We start from the raw sequence: 15,680 nt of genomic DNA on the forward strand, positions 1-15,680 counted from the left end.
ATGACAGTCACCGGCATCATCACGGCGATCGTGGTCGGTTTGATCCTCGGGGTGCTCGGCAGGTTCTTCGCCCCCGGCAAGCAGTCCATCCCGATCTGGCTGACCATCGTCGTCGGTATCGTCGCCGCCTTCGTCGGCACCGCGATCGCCCGCGGGCTCGGCTACGCGGACACGAAGGGCTTCGACTGGCTCGAACTCATCACCCAGATCGTCATCGCCGGGATCGGGGTGACCCTGGCCGCGAACCTCTACGGACGCCGCGGTGTCACCCGGTAAGGGGTCTTGAGGCGCGACGAGCCGGTTTCGGTGTCACCGTGGGTTCACTCGATTCTCCAGCGAAGGAGGGACCATGTTGGGTGGCCTTTGGGGCATCATCACCACGATCGTGGTCGGGCTGATCCTCGGTGTCATCGGCCGGATGATCGCGCCCGGCGATCAGAAGATCCCGATGTGGCTGACGATCGTGGTCGGCATCATCGCCGCGTTCATCGGCAACTGGCTGGCCGGCGTGTTCGGGGTCCGTGACACCCCGGGCATCGACTGGATCCGGCACGCCTTCCAGGTCGGCGCGGCCATCGTCGGCGTGATCGGCGCGGCCGCGATCTACGCGAAGGTCAAGGGCGGCGGGCACCGGACAGTCACCTGATCCCGTTACGGTCGGCCCCTGTGACCACTCGACTCGATCTCAGTGGCCAGGGGCTGACCTCCCTGCCCGGCGCCTCTCTTCCCGCTTCACTCGAACACCTGGACCTGTACGACAACCGGCTGACGTCCGTTCCCGACGAGCTGTGGGCGCTGTCGGGGCTTCGGGTGCTGAATCTCGCCGCCAACCGGCTGACCACCGTCTCGCCGTCGATCGGCGCCCTGCGGAAGCTGCACACCCTGGATCTGGGGCACAACGAGCTTTCGGTGCTGCCGGACGAACTCGGCGAGCTCGCCGGGCTGACGGAATACCTCTACGTGAGCGACAACCGGCTCACCGCGTTCCCCGCCGCGCTCTGCTCACTCGGGCGGCTGAAATACCTGGGCTGCACGGACAATCGCATCCCGACCCTCCCGGAAGATCTCTCCGGCCTGGCCTCGTTGCGCGAATTCCGCTTGTACGGCAACGGGTTGACCGAACTGCCGGAGTCGATCGGAACGCTTTCCGCGTTACGCGAACTGCATCTGCGGAAGAACCTGCTGACGTCCTTGCCGTCCTCCATCGGGGAGCTGAGCGAATTGCGTCAGCTCGATCTGCGCGAGAACAAGCTGACCTCGCTGCCGTCGTCCCTCGTCCGGCTGTCCAAATTGGACAAACTGGATCTGCGGTGGAACAAGGAGTTGCGGGAGCCATCGTGGCTCGCGGACTTCGAAGCGCGTGGATGCATGGTGCTGCGGTGAGCGCTCAGGCGCAGATGATCGCGGGCCGCGGCGAGTAGGTCGCGTTGCGGGTCTCCCGGCGGACCTCCGTCCCGGTGACGACGTCGATCAGCACACGGGTGTCCGAAGTGCCGAACCCCGCCGCACCGGGGTCCGGCACACAGCCGGGCCCAGACCCCATCTGCACGGGCTGGGGGACGTAGGAGTGCCGCTCGCCGCCGACGCTCTGGACCGAAAACCGTTTCGTACCCCAGATCCGCACGGTCACCGAACCGTTGGCGGGCAGCACCTGGATCGCGATCCCGGTCGGGGCGTCGTTGACGATCTGCAGCTCGACCGGCGAACCGTCCGCGTTGATCGCCTTCGCGTCACGCGCGACCGGATAGCGGTCGAGGTAGTGGTCGTGCTCCAGATGCCCGCCGTCGGCCAGGCCCGCCAGGTACGCGGCGTTGTAGAGCGTCGTCGCGAGCTGGGAGACCCCGCCGCCGACCACGACCGGGCCGGTGCCGTCTTCGTTCACGGGAGCGGGGACGTAACCCGCGTCCGCCGTCCTCGCCCCGGACCGCGCGCCGAGGCTGAACGTCTCGTTCGGTTTCACGATGGCGCCGGAGATCCTGCCCGCCAGCGCCTGCACGTTCGTCATCGCCGGCCCGTTCAGTCCCGACGTGGTGAATTCTCCGATGATCTCGTTGATGCCGAGAACGTTCGCCGCGTCGGTGCTGACGGCCGGGCTGCTGGCGTCGTAGACCGCTTTCAGCTCCCGCTCCTCGCTCTTGGCGAGGGTCGAGGTCAGCGAGGAGAACGTGAGGTCCCAGTTGACCTTCCTCGCGTCCTTCGACGGCTGGACCGCCGGCCGGTCGCCGACGAAGACGATCTGCGCGTCCGCCCCGTCGGTCTCGGTCTCCTTGAGCTGCGGCTGCGCCACCGCCCGCAGTTTGCCCTGGTCGATGCGGACTTCGAGGTTGCCGTCGTCGCGCGCGGCGAACTGGAAGGCTCCCGCGATCGTGTCCGGCTTCAGCGTCGCGTCCTTGCCTTCACCGCGGATGACCAGCGGCTTCGCGACCGCGGGCACGACGATCTTGACGAGCGCCGCGTGCACACCGGGCGAAGTCGCCTTCACGGGCGCGACGTTCACCTTGAACTCGACACCCTCGTCGCTCAGCCAATGGTCGGTGACCGCGGTGACGGCCTCCTTGACGTCGGCCACCGTCTGCCCGTTCCGCGGTTCGACCGCGGCCGGGACGACACCGCCGTCGGTGCCCGCGACGGGCTGGAACGTGATGTTCCCTTCGACGGGCGGACGGTTCAGCTTCGCGGCGGCGAGGTCCGAGACGGCCTTTTCGAGCTTCGGCGCGTCGGTCCAGGTGACGATGCCGACCTCACGGCTGCTGAAGAACGACATCAGCCGCGTGTACGGGCTCAGCGGCTGGTGACCGGCGCGTCCCAGCGTCTGCGGCCAGTCGAGGCCGAGACCGGACGACGCCGGGTACAGCACCGTCCGGACGTCACCCGCCCGCACCCGCACCGGCTCGATCAGCCTGGGCTCCAGCTCGCGGCGGAGCTTCGACTCGGCCTCCTTGTGCGTGAGGCCGCCGACGTCGATCCCCGCGACGGTGACCCCGCGCGGGACGTCCCCGGCGCTGACGATCAGATCGACCGCGTACGCGACCACGAAGAGGCCCATGAGCACCCCGGTGACCATGAGGGCCTTGCCGAGCCCGCGGCGGAGCTTCGACGCGGGCGTGGGTGGCGGATGGACCACCCTGTCGCCCTCGAAGAGCTCGTCCACCAGGCCCTGGTCGGAGTCCGGGAGGAGGTCGTCGGTGAACAGGTCGTCTTGCTCATCGCGTGCCAACTCTCCCCACCCCTCCCGCAGCCGAGCTACAAGTACAACCCCGTGCCGTGTTCGGTCCGTTCGGTCGCCACGGCGTGGATGTCGCGTTCCCGCATGACCAGGTGCCCCTCGCCCTGGATCTCGACCTCGTGCTGGTCGTCCGGGTTGAACAGCACCCGGTCGCCGGTCTTGACGTTCCGCACACTGTTGCCCACGCCCAGTACATCACCCCAGGCGAGCCGCCGCGCGACCTGCGCGGTGGCGGGGATGACGATGCCGCCGGAACTCCGGCGCTCTCCGTCCTCGGGGGACAGCTTCACGAGCACCCTGTCCTGCAGCATCTGAATCTCGAGTTTCGGCCGATCTGACACGAGTACGACTCTACTTACCCGGATCCCCGGCCATGACCAGGCTCAGCGCGCTTTCTCCGCCCTTTTCGAACCGCACCGGCACGCCCCAGTCCTGCCGGGTGATGCGGCAAGCGGGGTGCTCGCCGCCGTCATCACAGCTGGCGGCCTGCGCCACGACCTGCAGGACACCACCGGAGACGCCCTCGGCGAAGCGGAGCTTGCGGAACAGGTCCGTGCCCACCCCGGCGCCGTCGGCGAGCAGTTCCGGCGGTGACGCGCTGATCTCCAGCCGTGTCGACGGGCCGAACCGGTCGTCGAGTTTCTCCCCCGGCGGCGGGGTGAAGACGACGGAGAACTCCAGCTCACCCGGCGCCAGCACGGTCGGCGGACGGCGGACGGCGTGCGCGTCCCCGGCCACCGCCTGCTCACCGAGCGGCACCGGCCCGATGCGGCTGCCCGCCGACTCGACGACCAGCAGTTCGCCGTCGTGCACGAGCAGACCGGACGGCTCCGCGAGACCGGTCGCGAGCGTGGTCACCTGGCGGGTGAGGGGGTCGTAGCGGCGGACGGCGCCGTTGTAGGTGTCCGCGATCGCGATCGTGTCGCCGGGCAGTACGGCGAGGCCGAGCGGATGCTGAAGGAGCGCCTTGTCGGCGGGGCCGTCGACGTGCCCGAAGGAGAACAGGTCGACGCCGACCGCGGTGTGCACGGTGAACGTCTCGCCCTCGGGCTGGATCCAGCGCAGCGCCGACGTCTCCGCGTCCGCGAGCCACAGCTTCCGCCCGTCGGGCGTGAGGCCGGACGTCTGCGCGAAGAACGCTTCGTGGACGTCGCCGTCACGCAGGCCTTCGACGGTCGTACCGGCGAAGCGGCGGATGGTGCCCGAGACCGGCTCGAACACGCTCAGGGTGTGGTTGCCCGCCATGGCGACCACGACGCCGCCCGCGGGGCCCCACCAGGCGACGTCCCAGGGGCTGGTGAGGTCGATGTCGAGCGCCTTGCCGGTGTCGACGCCGTCGCGCCACTGACGGCCGGTGCCGGCGACCGTGGAGACCTCGCCGGTGATCAGGTCGATCCCGCGCAGCCGGTGACCGGCCGTGTCGGCGACGACGGCGTGATAGCCCGCGCGCTCGGCGACCTCGTACGGCAACAGGGTGATCCCGGACGGCTCGGTGAAACTCGCCAGGTCGAACGGCCCGTCCTGCGCGCCGCGCGCTCCGCTGCCGAAGCGGCGGATGATCGTCTCGCCGTCGGACGCGAACTCGACGATGGAGTGGTTGCCGGTGTCGGCGACCAGGATGCGGCCCTCGGCGGTGGTGACGGCCTTGCTCGGGAAGCGCAGCTCGGTGCGCTGCTCCTCGGCCGGGACGTACGGGCTGCCACCGCGGCGCAGCGTGCCCTTGGCCTCGTGGGTCGCGACGAGGTCGGCGATCACCCGGCGCAGCGCCTCGGCGTGCCCCTCGCCGGCGGCGACGTGCACGACGTAACCCTCGGGGTCGACGACGACCAGCGTCGGCCACGCCTTGACCGCGTACTGCGACCAGGTGGCCATCTTCGGGTCGTTGAGGACGGGGTGGTGCACCTCGTAGCGCCGCACGGCGGCCTCGATCGCGGCCGCCTCGCCCTCGTGCAGGAATTTGGGCGAATGCACGCCGATGGTCACCAGGACGTCGGCGAACTCGGCCTCCAGCGGGCGCAGCTCGTCGAGCACGTGCAGGCAGTTGATGCAGCCGCTGGTCCAGAAGTCCAGCAGGACGACGCGGCCGCGCAGCCCGGCGAGCGTGATCCGCTCACCACCGGTGTTGAGCCAAACGTCGCCGTCGAGCTCGGGCGCCCGCACGCGGGACTGCGTTCGTGGGGAAGTCACGACATGAGTGAACTACACGCCCGGCCGTGCTGTTCCGAGGTCCAGGCGTTGAGAGGGCGAGCTCACCCCGGGGGAGGAGCCCCATGTGGGTGACGAGGGAGCGGTGTTAAAAGAGAAGGCGCCTTCGCGGTGGGCAATTTAGGCTCGAACACATGTCCACTGTTGAGCACGCCTTCACCATCGAGGAGGCACACGACCTCCAGGCGAGCTTGGCCGAACCCGTGCGTCCCGGGTTGAGCGAGGCCGAGCTCGACGACGTCGAAGCCCGCTTCGGCTTCCGGTTCGCCGCCGACCACCGGACGTTCCTGTCCGCCGGGGTGCCGATCGGCGACCGCTGGCCGGACTGGCGCTGCGGCAACCCCGACCAGCTGCGAAAACGCCTGGACTGGCCGGTCGACGGGGTGTTGTACGACGTCGAACACAACGGCTTCTGGCTGCCGGACTGGGGCATGCGCCCGATCGACCTGGCCGACGCGCTTTCGCGGGCCCGATCGCACCTGGCGCTCGCCCCGCAGCTCGTGCCCGTCTGCGGGCACCGGTATCTGCCGGGAATCGCCGGGAGCACGGGATATCCGGTGCTGTCGGTGTACCAGACCGACATCGTCTATTACGGCTACGACCTGCGGGGATACCTGCGGCACGACTTCTGCGGCCAGCCCTTGGGCCCGCCGCCGCCCGGCGGACCGCGTCAGGTCGGGTTCTGGTCGCGGTTCGTGGAGTGAAGTACCGCGTTTAGTCCTCTAGTTGCGGTACTTGCACGCGCATACACCGCAACTAGAGGACTAAACGCGTGGCAGGGTCAGGACTCGGCGGCGGCCTTCAACCGGGCCAGCGTCGCGGCGATGTTCGCCCGGTTCGTGTCGTCGCGCTTCCAGACCCCGGTGAACAGCGACGTCGGCCCGCGCAGCCAGGCAGGCCGCCGGTCCCACGTGCTCTCGACGGCCACACAGCCGTCACCCGTCGACTCGATGTCGTACTGCCAGCGCGCGACGGGAAGACCGGCGAACGTGGTCACCTCGAAGGCGAATCGCTTGCCCTCGTCGGCGTCGGTGATCGTCGAGAGGGTGCTCCAGCGACGGAACCCCTGGCGGTTGCGGCCGCGGAACTTGGCACCGACGGCGGGCTCCTTCGCGGCGCCGACCCAGCGGTGCCCCTCGTATTCCTCGGCCATGTCCGCGAGCGCGCCCGGGTCACTGACCAGGGCGTACACCTTCTCTGGCGGGGCGGTGATCGCGATCTTGCCGGTGGCGCTGGGCTCCGTCATGACATACCTCCGTACTGAGGGTATGTGAAATACCCTCAGTTGTCGCGGCGGAGCATCCGGCTGATGCCGGCCGCGACCGTCGTCGCCAGCACCCAGCCCGACGCGGTGAACCCGGCCGCGACCCAGTTGTCCATGCCGTGCATGTACCAGCGCGACTTGTTGCCGAAGTCGACGATCGGGACCAGGAGGTCGATCGTGTACAGCACCGGGTTCCATTGGAGCCCGGTGTCGTCCTGGTTGACCAGGCACCGCGGCCCGCTCACCGTCAGCTTGGGGTTGGTGACGCAGTCGTCGACCCCGAGCCCGAACCACAGGCTCCCCAGCACGAGCAGCGTCAGCAGCCAGCCGAGGGCCCGCACCGGACGGAAACCGTAGCCGACCATCGACCGCTGCAACCAGCTCCACACGTGCACACCGGGACCGAAGAACTTGAAGCCCTTCGCGAGCGCCTCGTACCGGAACTGCTGTTTCTTCAGCAGCACCGTGGAAGCGTGCTCTTCATTACCGGACGCGCGCAGCGTCGCGGCCAGCTGGTCGTACGGTCCCGGGCGGTAACCGTCCATCGCCTTGCGCAGCAGGACGATCCGATGGTCGATCGCCCGGTCGTCGTCGAGCGCGATGTCCTCTTGCAGTGCGTCGTAACGGAAATCCTCCAGCTCGATCCCGCTCGCCGACGCCCAGAACGCCTCGTTGTCGCCCAGCGTCCCGCAGTGCGCGCGCCGCAGCACGATCCGGCCGTCCGGCGGGATGCCGGGCGTGAGCAGGAATTCGTCGGCCGAGACATCGCTGCCGTCGAGCGCGATCCCGTGCTGGGGCAGGGAACCGAGCCGCGCGCCGCGGAAGTCCACGCGTCGCGCGACCTGTGCGCCGTCGAGGTTGACCCCGCCCTGCGCGACGAAGGGACGTTCCTTGTTCTCGGTGAGGATCAGGTCCCGGCCGATCCGCGCGGTACGGACGTCCAGCGAGTAACTGGTGCGCGTGCGGGCGCCAGGCTCGGTGAGGCTCGTGCCGAAGAGGTTCACGCTGCCGCCGATCTCGGCGCCCTGCAACCGCAAAGTGCCCTGGACGGTCGCGTCGGTGAGCTGGAAGTTCCCCGCGACCTTCGCGCGGCGCGCGGAAAAGACGTCACGGCGCGGATGGAGGAACATCGAGTTCCACGCCAGCACGTTGCCGCCGACGGTGATGTCGGCCATGCGCAACTGCCCGGACGGCACCCGCAGGCTTGTCGCCTCCAGGTCACCGCCGATGGTGGTCCCGTCGAGGTGGATCGCGCGGTCGTAGTAGGGGATGCTCTGCCCGCGGACGACCTGGACCTCGGCACCGGCCAGCCGCAGCGAACCGCCGATCTGGGCGTTGACCATCCGCAGCGTCCCGGTCGCCTGCATACCGTCGCTCAGCTCGAGATTCCCCTTGACCGTCGAGCGATCCGCGACCAACGCCGGCCGCGGATCGATGTACGGATCGTTCGACTTCCACGCGTCGACGACGATCGGCCCGGCCTGGTTCACCGAAAGCTTGGCCTCGCGCAAAATGATGTCACTGTCCACAGTGGCGCTCGGCAGGAACATGATCCCACTGGCGGAGAAGCGTTTCCGCTGCGCCGCGGGCCCGTAGTTGTCCACCTCGCACAACAGGCTGCCACCGATGTGGATCCCGTTCCCGTTGAGCGCGAAGCCGTCGCGGTTGTTCAGCGTCGCGCCGGAGAAGTTGACGTTACCGCCGGCGCGCATCCCCGGGATACGCACTTCCCCGTTGGCCACCAGCCGGTACGCCAGCAGCGCGCCGACGATGTTGACCCGGTCGGCCTGGATCGCCTTGCCGCGCGGATGCGTGATCACCGTGCGGGTCAGCACGACCGAGCCCTCGATGACCGCGTCGGTGAGGTTGACCGCCGCGTTCGGCATCCCGCGCTCGCGGTCGTCGCCGCGCTGGACCGTGGTCTCCTCGATCTCGTGCTCGGCGTCGACGTGCACGACACTGCGGATGAGGCGGACGTCGTTGCGGGTGCGGAGGTTGCGCGCCTTGAGCCCGGGCAGCCAGCATTTGCGGAACACGAGCCCGAGCAGATGCGCCTCACGGACGTCCGGCGGATGCTCGAACCGGCATCGCTCGAACCGGAACAGATACTTGATGTCGGCGGCGCGCAGATCGAGCGTCCCGGTGATGTACGCGTCCTCGACCTGCACGATCGGCGCGTTGGTCGCCTGGCGACGCCAGCGGAGCAGCCCCGTCGTACCCGGCTTCATCAGCTCGGACGCCGGGACCTCGTACCGCTTGTCGGGGTTCGGATCGAACGGGTCGAGCGGCGGCAGCGACGTGTCACCGTTCTGGTCGCCTTCCCCCGGATCGCGCGGCCCGTTGTTGCGCCGAAAACCCGGCATCGTCTCGCTTCCCTCCCCCGTCGTTCCTCGGCCACCAGCGAAGCCGATCACACACGGGATTCGCAAGTGGCCCAGGACAGTAGACCGGAACCTGCCACGAGATCGCGACGGCAGAACGGCCGCCGCGGGTTCCGGAACAGGTCGTTTGCGTCCGCGGCGGTGATCTTGACCGGATTCGCCACCAGTGTCCGTTTCGTGGCCCCCGTCACTCACCGGAGTCAGAAATGCCAGCCCACCACCGGCAACAAAGAGGGACTATGCGCGCTCTACGCGCACCTCGCACTGTCTCCGTCGGACTTCTGGGCGACCCGTCTACAACGTAAACCCACGCTTCCAGCGAACGCCCGTTTCGTTCAGGCCCCTGCGGCCTGGCAAGAAAGGTGGTCGGTGCGGCGATCAAGAACCTCGAGGACTCCCTGCCAAGCAAACCGTCTTTCGCGGCAAACACACCAGCCACTCCATCTTTCGACGGTGATCTTCCACGAAGGTGCTGATCTACGGTTTACCTGCTGCTATCGTCACCGGTTGGAGTCAGTAGGGAACTACGGGTAGGTCGCGCCCCATCGCGGCCCGTGCGGGGAGGCACGACATGACAGGACCGGGACGCGGCCCTCAAGGGGTCTACGACCAGATCAACGGGCCGGGGCCGCAGGCGCCGCCGCCCAACTCGGGGCTGATCCAGGGCGCTGCCGCGGCACCGCCTCCGCCACCACCCCCGCCGAATTACGGCGAACTGGGCAGCGGGCAAGCCAAGGCCGACTTCGCGGCGGCCTCGTCGAACGGCGGCTGGGAGTTCGACCCCGCCGCGATGGACAGTGTCATCAAGCAGCTTCAAGACTGCATTGAGCGCGACTTCAGCCGCGCACGCGCCGAAGCGAGCAACCTCACCGGCATCGACGCTATGGGCGCAGAGGTCGCGAGTGATGGCTACGTCGCCAAAGCGAACGAGTCCGGTGCGGCCTACCAGACATTTCTCAATGGTGCCGCCGCCTACACGCAGGCATACATGCAGACACTGATAGACATCAGGACGGCCTACCAGAACCAAGACCAGGCCGCACTCGACGCGATCCGCTCCATCGGAAAGGCCCTTTGAATGCGCTCCCGGTCCACGACCGTCCTTGCCGTCGCTGCCTCCGTCGCCCTGATCGCCGGATGTAACGGCGAGAACCCCGGCAAGCCCTCGACAGGTCAGCCCGCGTCATCCGCCGCGGAGTCCGGTCTTCCCCGAGCGGGCGCTCCCAAGGTAGCCACGCCGCTGAAGACGACGGCTCTCGAAACGAGCGCTTGCGACGCGGCGAGCGAATCGGATGTCAACAGCGCCGGCGTCACTCTCAAGACAGCCGAGCCGCAGGACATCGCGGGCGGTAAGGGGTGTTTGTGGATCTTCACGAACACGTCGGGAACCGTCACCGGCAACCTCAATGTCAGCCAGCCGGATGGGCTGAGCCACTTGTATGCGCTCAAAGCACAGGGCAGCGGGGTCACGACGTTCCAGCCGGTCGCAGATATCGCCGGATACCCGGCGGTCGTCTATGCCAACGGTGGAGAAGGCCCAGGCGTGTGCAACCTGGCGATCGGTGTTCGCGACGACATGATGTACGTCCTGACCACCCAGCTTTTCAGTGGTAGCCCGAAGTACAACGATGCCTGCGGGCTCCTTACGAAGTTCGGCGAGTTCACTGTCCAGCATCTCAAGGCGGCGCAATGACCTACAGCGGCTGGGAGATCTTCGAGAAGCTCAACGCCAACCCCAACACGACCAAACGGCTCGACGCCGCCCAGGTCTCGTCCCACAAGCTTCTGGTGATCCACGAGGACATCAGCAAGGCGATGGAGAACAGCCAAACCGCGCTCAGCACCTTCTGGAAGGGCAAAGCCGCCGACTCCGGGACAGCGGGCCTGGCGCCGCTCATCGCGACCTCCAAGGTCGCGGGCGAGAACATGGATCGCGCCCGTCAGTCGATGTTCGACCAGAACGCCTCTTTCCACTACACGCGCGGCAATGTCCGCCCGGTCGAGAAGGAGCGCGCGGGGGACAGCGGGCCCGAGGACATCTTGTCCATCGGCGCGAGTGACGACGAGATCGCGGCGGCGAAGTTCGACGCCGACACCAAGCACAACGTCGAGATCTACGAGCCCTACTACCAGAGCACCCAGCCGCGCCAGCAGTCGCTCGCGCCGGTCTATCCGGCCGCGCACGATCCGAACGTTTCGTCGGGGCCGATCACGCCGGATCCGATCGATCCCGGTCAGACCAAGGTCAGCGGGTTCAGCGGCGGGCCCGGCGACTCGGGGCGGCACGGTGGTCCCGGTGGGTACACCGGCGGGCCGAGTTCGTACAGCGCTCCTCCGGGAGCCGAGGGATATCAGGCCCCGAGGCCGCCGCAGGTTCCGCCGGCGCCGAGGGTTCCGCAGATGCCGCGGCCGCTGCCTTCACCGCAGCCGGACGATCGGACCAAGTTGTCCAGGACGGATGACCGGATGCAGGGGCGCCCTGGCAACTTCCCGCCGCCCAGCTTCGGACCGGGTGGTGGGCCAGGCACCGGCGGACCCGGTGGTGGCAACGGATTCGGGCCGGGATCGGGCGGATTCAGCGGTGGTTTCGGGCCCGGCGGAGGTTTCGGGCCGGGTGGGTCGACCGGCGGGCCGGGGAGCATGGGACCCGGCCGTGGCGTCGGCGCCGCCCTGCCCGGTGAAGGCGCGATGCGCGGTACACCGGCGGGCGGCCCCGCGGCGGCGGGACGGCCCGGCGCGCCCGGCATGGGCGGCGGCGGGATGGGCGCCGGTGCCGGCAAGGGCAAGGGCGGCGAGGACGAAGAGCACCAGCGCAAGATCACGCTGCAGGAAGAGGACGGCGACTCCCTCTTCGGCGGCTACGACGGGGACAAGCCGGTTCCGCCGGTGATCGGCGCGTAATCGTGCTGCGGAAACCCGTCGAACTGACGCTCCAGACCTACGAAACCCTGCTGGACCACCACAATCTCGGCGACATCCATCCGACGCTCGTCCGCGGCGCGCAGTGGTACCTGCCCGAGGAACGTCGCGAGCTCGCGGCCACCGCGCAGTCCGAATTGGACGGACAGGGTCTGCTCACCCGTGGCCGGATCGACGACGAATTCCTCGACACGCTGCGTTTTCTGCAGCGGCCGGCGGTGGAGTACTACTCGTGGGTGAAGTCCGAGGGGCGTGAGCGGACCGTTCGCGCCGCGGGAAGTGGCCGGGAGGCGGTCACGGTGGTCTTGGTCGACAAGGTCGTCTACCTGACGCCGACGCGGCCGGACACGCTCGCGCAGGATTTCACCGGCCTGCTCCCCGAGGCTCCCGCCGCGCGCACACCGTCCCTGAACTGCTCGGAAGCCGATCTGCAGGTCCTGATGAAGGGCGAGATGCTGACCGGCACCGGTCCGAGCATCCGCGACGCCAAGAAGATCCTCCAGTGGATCCGGTCGCCGCACACCTTCTTCGGCAGGCTTTACGTCGCCATCCGTGACGGCGGCGGCAACCGGAAACGCGTCGAACGCCCGCCGGGCTGGATGGACACCGAACACGGCCGCGTCGTGTTCGGCCCGGACGCCAAGGGCTGGGTGAGCCTCATGGGCGCCGGGCCGCACGAAATCGTCTCGAAGGTCGTCCAGCTGGAGTCGCAGCTTCGCGGGCGTTAGCCCTGGTGGTTCGGGTTCAGGACCCGCGAGAGGAACGTCTTCGTGCGCTCCTCCTGCGGGTCCCCGATCACCTGGTCCGGCGCACCCTGCTCGACGACGACGCCGCCGTCCATGAACAGCACGACGTCGGCCACCTCGCGGGCGAACTGCATCTCGTGCGTGACGACGAGCATCGTCATGCCCTCCTGCGCGAGCTGCCGCATGACGGCGAGGACGTCGCCGACCAGTTCGGGGTCCAGCGCCGAGGTCGGTTCGTCGAACAGCATGACATCGGGATCCATCGAAAGCGCCCTGGCGATCGCGACGCGCTGCTGCTGCCCGCCGGAAAGGTGTGCCGGCAGCGAAGACTCCTTCTCCGCGAGCCCGACCTTCGCGAGGTTTGCCCGCGCGACGCGCTCCGCCTCCTCCTTGCCGCGCTTCAGCACCTTGCGCTGCGCGACGGTGAGGTTTTCGAGCACGCTCAGGTGCGAGAAGAGGTTGAACGACTGGAAGACCATGCCGATCTTCCTGCGGGCGCCGTCGATGTCGACATCCGGATCGGTGATCTCGCTGCCGTTGACGACGATCTTGCCCTGCTGCGGTTCCTCGAGGAGGTTGACGCAGCGCAGCAGCGTCGACTTGCCCGATCCCGACGGGCCGATGATGCAGACGACCTGGCCGCGCTGGACCTCCAGGTCGATGCCCTTGAGCACTTCGAGGTTCCCGAACGCCTTGTGCAAGCCGGTCAGCTCGACTACGGGGCTCACGCTTCGACCTCCAGGCCGCGGTCGGATTTCCTGCCGGCACGCCGCTCCAGATACCTGGAGAGATAGCCCAGCGGGAGAGTGATGATCAAATAGCACAAGCCTGCCAAGAGGATCGGCGTCATGGACCCGGTCGCGTTCAGGCCTTCGCGACCCCATTTGGTCAGCTCGTATTCGTCTCGAGCCACGCCGAGCAGATAGATCAGCGACGAATCCTTGGTGAGCAGGATCAGCTCGTTCGTCAGCGGCGGAAGAATGATGCGGAAAGCCTGCGGAATGACGATGGTGATCATCGCCCGGCCCTCACTCATCCCCAGCGATCGCGCGGCCTCGACCTGGCCGGGCGGCACCGCCTGGATACCCGCCCTGATCGTTTCGGCCATGTAGGCCGCGCCGACCGAACCCAGCGCCAGCGCCGCGGTCGAGTAAATGTCGAAAACCAGCCCGAAGGCCAGCGGTACACCGAAGCCCAAGGCGATGAAGACGAGCAGCGCGGGAATCCCGCGGAAGAACTCGATGTAGATCGTCGCGATCCACCGATAGGGCGGCACCGAGGACAGCTTCATCAAAGCCAGCACGAGGCCGAGCCCCAGGCCGACCGCGAAACCGAGCGCCGTGTAGATGATGGTGTTCTTCAGCGAGGTGGTGATGATGCCCGGGAACTGCGCCGACGCCGCGTCCACGTTCAGGAACGCGCGAGTGATGGTGGGCCAGTCGGCCACCAGGGCGAGCACGGTGACGACGATCACCAGCAGCGCATACTGGGCCAGCTGGATACGCTGGCGCCGTTTGCGCTTGGAAATAGCCATGATGCGGGTTTCTCCAGTCGAGTGGCTGACATGCGGTGAGGGGCGGCCACCGCCGGTGGCCGCCCCTCAAGCGACTGATCAGGAAGTCGGTTTCTTGCCGAACCACTTCTCGTAGACGCGCTCGTACGTGCCGTCGGACTTGGCCTTCGCAAGCGCCTCGTTCACCTTGGCCAGCAGCGCGCCGTTGCCCTTCTTGACAGCGATGCCGTAGGACTCGCCGGTATCGAAGGTCGCGGTGACCTCGACGTCGGGATTGGCCTTGAGGAAGTCCGCCAACACGACATCGTCGTTGATGCCGGCTTCGACCTGCCCGGTCTTCACGGCCGTCTGCTCAAGCGCGAGATCCTCGAACTGCACTACCTCGTAGCCGAACTTGGTCTTGTTCTCGTTGGCGTACTTCTCGCCCGTCGTGCCCTGCTGCACACCGAGCTTCTTGCCACGCAGCTTCTCCAGGCCGTCCAGCCCGGAACCCTTCTTCACCAGGAGGGCTTGCTTGGCATTGAAGTAGGGCGCGGAGAAGTCCAGCACCGCCTGGCGTTCCGGCGTAATGGTCATCGCGGCCGCCGCCACGTCGCACTTGCCGATGTTCAACGACTCGCCTGACTGGATGCCCTCGAACGGCGTGTCGAAGATCTTCTGCTCCGTCGCACCCACCAGCGGCAGGACCAGATCGACGAGATCGACGTCGAAGCCGACGGTTTTGTCCCCCTGGGTGAACTGGAACGGCGCGTAGGGAAGGTGCGTGCAAGTGGTCAACTTGCCGGCCTCCACCAGCGTGATCTGCCCTCCGGCCTCGGTCTTCGAACCGGTGTTGACCTTCTCCGCACAGCCGGCCGTGGTCACGGCCAAAGCCAGGACGGGAAGCACGGCGAGCGCTCTGCGTATGGTTCGACGCGCCACGGTGTCACTCCTAGTAACGGTTACCAATCGAGTTTTCGCATCCTGCCACTGATCGGCCGAGTAACGAAGCACCGTTCTGTCACAACCCTCGTGTGTCCCCGGTCACGACAAAGGGCGGGACCGCCCGACCGGACGGGCCCGCCCTCGGCGCGGCTACCGCCAGTACCTGAACCAGTAGCCGTAGTACTGGCAGCCGCCAGGACACGTCGCGTCCGGAGGCGTATAGAAGATGTCCGAAACCTTGTATCCGTGCCGGACTAGATCATTTCGAGAATGCACACAGGCTTGATAGTTGTAACCGCAGCCTTCCGAACTGACCATTATCGCCATCTCGTCACCCGGCGTTTGTGCGACAGCAAGGCCAGGAAAAGCAAGCGTCGCAGCAGCCGCTCCGGCCACGACGAGCGCCTTCAGAAAAGCTCTCATCATCCCTCCAACTCGACAGGCAGGACAGAACCAGCAAACGAACGGACACATATCCGAACGATGAGACCTCTGGACACCG

The 15,680-nt window shown here is 67.6% G+C and carries 16 protein-coding genes; 8 read left to right on the top strand and 8 right to left on the bottom strand.

The window, feature by feature from the left end:
* From ACOCEP_RS10235 to ACOCEP_RS10245, 3 genes are all read left to right on the top strand, one after another.
* Positions 1-276, top strand: a complete 276-nt coding sequence (locus ACOCEP_RS10235; protein ID WP_037334416.1) for a GlsB/YeaQ/YmgE family stress response membrane protein — start codon at positions 1-3, stop codon at positions 274-276.
* Between the two features lie 73 nt (positions 277-349).
* Positions 350-646 (top strand): GlsB/YeaQ/YmgE family stress response membrane protein, encoded by a 297-nt coding sequence (locus ACOCEP_RS10240; RefSeq protein WP_482337030.1) that lies wholly within the window; start codon positions 350-352, stop codon positions 644-646.
* A 20-nt stretch (positions 647-666) separates the two neighbouring features.
* The gene (locus ACOCEP_RS10245; protein WP_482337031.1) at positions 667-1,383 is read left to right on the top strand and encodes a leucine-rich repeat domain-containing protein; all 717 of its coding nucleotides are present in this window, start codon (positions 667-669) and stop codon (positions 1,381-1,383) included.
* Positions 1,384-1,387: 4 nt separating this feature from the next.
* Here ACOCEP_RS10245 and ACOCEP_RS10250 read toward each other — a convergent pair whose 3' ends face one another.
* The 3 genes from ACOCEP_RS10250 to ACOCEP_RS10260 are packed head-to-tail and all read right to left on the bottom strand — an operon-like array spanning position 1,388 to position 5,386.
* Positions 1,388-3,217, bottom strand: a complete 1,830-nt coding sequence (locus tag ACOCEP_RS10250; RefSeq protein ID WP_482337032.1) for a VanW family protein — start codon at positions 3,215-3,217, stop codon at positions 1,388-1,390.
* 26 nt (positions 3,218-3,243) lie between these two features.
* Complete coding sequence (locus ACOCEP_RS10255; protein WP_007032412.1) at positions 3,244-3,537, bottom strand: GroES family chaperonin; 294 nt, start codon at positions 3,535-3,537, stop codon at positions 3,244-3,246.
* Between the two features lie 40 nt (positions 3,538-3,577).
* Positions 3,578-5,386 (bottom strand): NHL domain-containing thioredoxin family protein, encoded by a 1,809-nt coding sequence (locus ACOCEP_RS10260; RefSeq protein ID WP_482339671.1) that lies wholly within the window; start codon positions 5,384-5,386, stop codon positions 3,578-3,580.
* 179 nt (positions 5,387-5,565) lie between these two features.
* Between ACOCEP_RS10260 and ACOCEP_RS10265 the strand changes: the two genes are divergently transcribed.
* Positions 5,566-6,135, top strand: coding sequence for a hypothetical protein (locus tag ACOCEP_RS10265; protein ID WP_482337033.1), 570 nt, complete (start codon positions 5,566-5,568; stop codon positions 6,133-6,135).
* 77 nt (positions 6,136-6,212) lie between these two features.
* Here the strand turns inward: ACOCEP_RS10265 and ACOCEP_RS10270 are convergent, their stop codons facing one another.
* Both ACOCEP_RS10270 and ACOCEP_RS10275 read right to left on the bottom strand, forming a co-directional pair.
* Complete coding sequence (locus ACOCEP_RS10270; protein WP_482337034.1) at positions 6,213-6,677, bottom strand: SRPBCC family protein; 465 nt, start codon at positions 6,675-6,677, stop codon at positions 6,213-6,215.
* 35 nt (positions 6,678-6,712) lie between these two features.
* Complete coding sequence (locus tag ACOCEP_RS10275; protein ID WP_482337035.1) at positions 6,713-9,058, bottom strand: oxidoreductase; 2,346 nt, start codon at positions 9,056-9,058, stop codon at positions 6,713-6,715.
* Positions 9,059-9,647: 589 nt separating this feature from the next.
* On the opposite strand from ACOCEP_RS10275, the gene ACOCEP_RS10280 reads away from it, so the two are divergent.
* Genes ACOCEP_RS10280 through ACOCEP_RS10295 form a run of 4 tightly spaced genes read left to right on the top strand, consistent with a single transcriptional unit; the run spans position 9,648 to position 12,723 of the window.
* Positions 9,648-10,154, top strand: coding sequence for a hypothetical protein (locus tag ACOCEP_RS10280; RefSeq protein WP_482337036.1), 507 nt, complete (start codon positions 9,648-9,650; stop codon positions 10,152-10,154).
* Positions 10,155-10,769 carry a DUF3558 domain-containing protein gene (locus tag ACOCEP_RS10285; protein WP_482337037.1) on the top strand — a complete coding sequence of 205 codons (615 nt, stop codon included), beginning with the start codon at positions 10,155-10,157 and terminating at the stop codon, positions 10,767-10,769.
* Positions 10,766-11,977, top strand: a complete 1,212-nt coding sequence (locus ACOCEP_RS10290) for a hypothetical protein (RefSeq protein ID WP_482337038.1) — start codon at positions 10,766-10,768, stop codon at positions 11,975-11,977. Before ACOCEP_RS10285 ends, ACOCEP_RS10290 begins: the two co-directional genes overlap by 4 nt.
* 2 nt (positions 11,978-11,979) lie before the next feature.
* Positions 11,980-12,723 carry an ESX secretion-associated protein EspG gene (locus tag ACOCEP_RS10295; RefSeq protein ID WP_482337039.1) on the top strand — a complete coding sequence of 248 codons (744 nt, stop codon included), beginning with the start codon at positions 11,980-11,982 and terminating at the stop codon, positions 12,721-12,723.
* On the opposite strand, the gene ACOCEP_RS10300 is transcribed toward ACOCEP_RS10295, so the two are convergent.
* The 3 genes from ACOCEP_RS10300 to ACOCEP_RS10310 form a co-directional block, all read right to left on the bottom strand.
* Entirely contained in the window at positions 12,720-13,469 is a 750-nt protein-coding gene (locus ACOCEP_RS10300; RefSeq protein ID WP_482337040.1) for an amino acid ABC transporter ATP-binding protein, read from the bottom strand. The two genes, ACOCEP_RS10295 and ACOCEP_RS10300, sit on opposite strands and share 4 nt — an antisense overlap.
* On the bottom strand, positions 13,466-14,275 hold the full coding sequence (locus tag ACOCEP_RS10305; protein WP_482337041.1) for an amino acid ABC transporter permease: 810 nt from the start codon (positions 14,273-14,275) through the stop codon (positions 13,466-13,468). The genes ACOCEP_RS10300 and ACOCEP_RS10305 overlap by 4 nt, the downstream gene beginning before the upstream one ends.
* Positions 14,276-14,353: 78 nt before the next feature.
* The gene (locus ACOCEP_RS10310; RefSeq protein WP_482337042.1) at positions 14,354-15,175 is read right to left on the bottom strand and encodes a transporter substrate-binding domain-containing protein; all 822 of its coding nucleotides are present in this window, start codon (positions 15,173-15,175) and stop codon (positions 14,354-14,356) included.
* Positions 15,176-15,680 lie beyond the last annotated feature (505 nt).

The sequence above is a fragment of the Amycolatopsis sp. CA-211722 genome (genome assembly GCF_056828465.1).

Excerpts from the sequence above, each read along its gene's own strand:
- ACOCEP_RS10235 (WP_037334416.1), top strand. The coding sequence starts at position 1 with ATGACAGTCACCGGCATCATCACGGCGATCGTGGTCGGTTTGATCCTC.
- ACOCEP_RS10240 (WP_482337030.1), top strand. The coding sequence starts at position 350 with ATGTTGGGTGGCCTTTGGGGCATCATCACCACGATCGTGGTCGGGCTG.
- ACOCEP_RS10255 (WP_007032412.1), bottom strand. The coding sequence starts at position 3,537 with ATGCTGCAGGACAGGGTGCTCGTGAAGCTGTCCCCCGAGGACGGAGAG.
- ACOCEP_RS10265 (WP_482337033.1), top strand. The coding sequence starts at position 5,566 with ATGTCCACTGTTGAGCACGCCTTCACCATCGAGGAGGCACACGACCTC.
- ACOCEP_RS10270 (WP_482337034.1), bottom strand. The coding sequence starts at position 6,677 with ATGACGGAGCCCAGCGCCACCGGCAAGATCGCGATCACCGCCCCGCCA.
- ACOCEP_RS10275 (WP_482337035.1), bottom strand. The coding sequence starts at position 9,058 with ATGCCGGGTTTTCGGCGCAACAACGGGCCGCGCGATCCGGGGGAAGGC.
- ACOCEP_RS10280 (WP_482337036.1), top strand. The coding sequence starts at position 9,648 with ATGACAGGACCGGGACGCGGCCCTCAAGGGGTCTACGACCAGATCAAC.
- ACOCEP_RS10285 (WP_482337037.1), top strand. The coding sequence starts at position 10,155 with ATGCGCTCCCGGTCCACGACCGTCCTTGCCGTCGCTGCCTCCGTCGCC.
- ACOCEP_RS10290 (WP_482337038.1), top strand. The coding sequence starts at position 10,766 with ATGACCTACAGCGGCTGGGAGATCTTCGAGAAGCTCAACGCCAACCCC.
- ACOCEP_RS10305 (WP_482337041.1), bottom strand. The coding sequence starts at position 14,275 with ATGGCTATTTCCAAGCGCAAACGGCGCCAGCGTATCCAGCTGGCCCAG.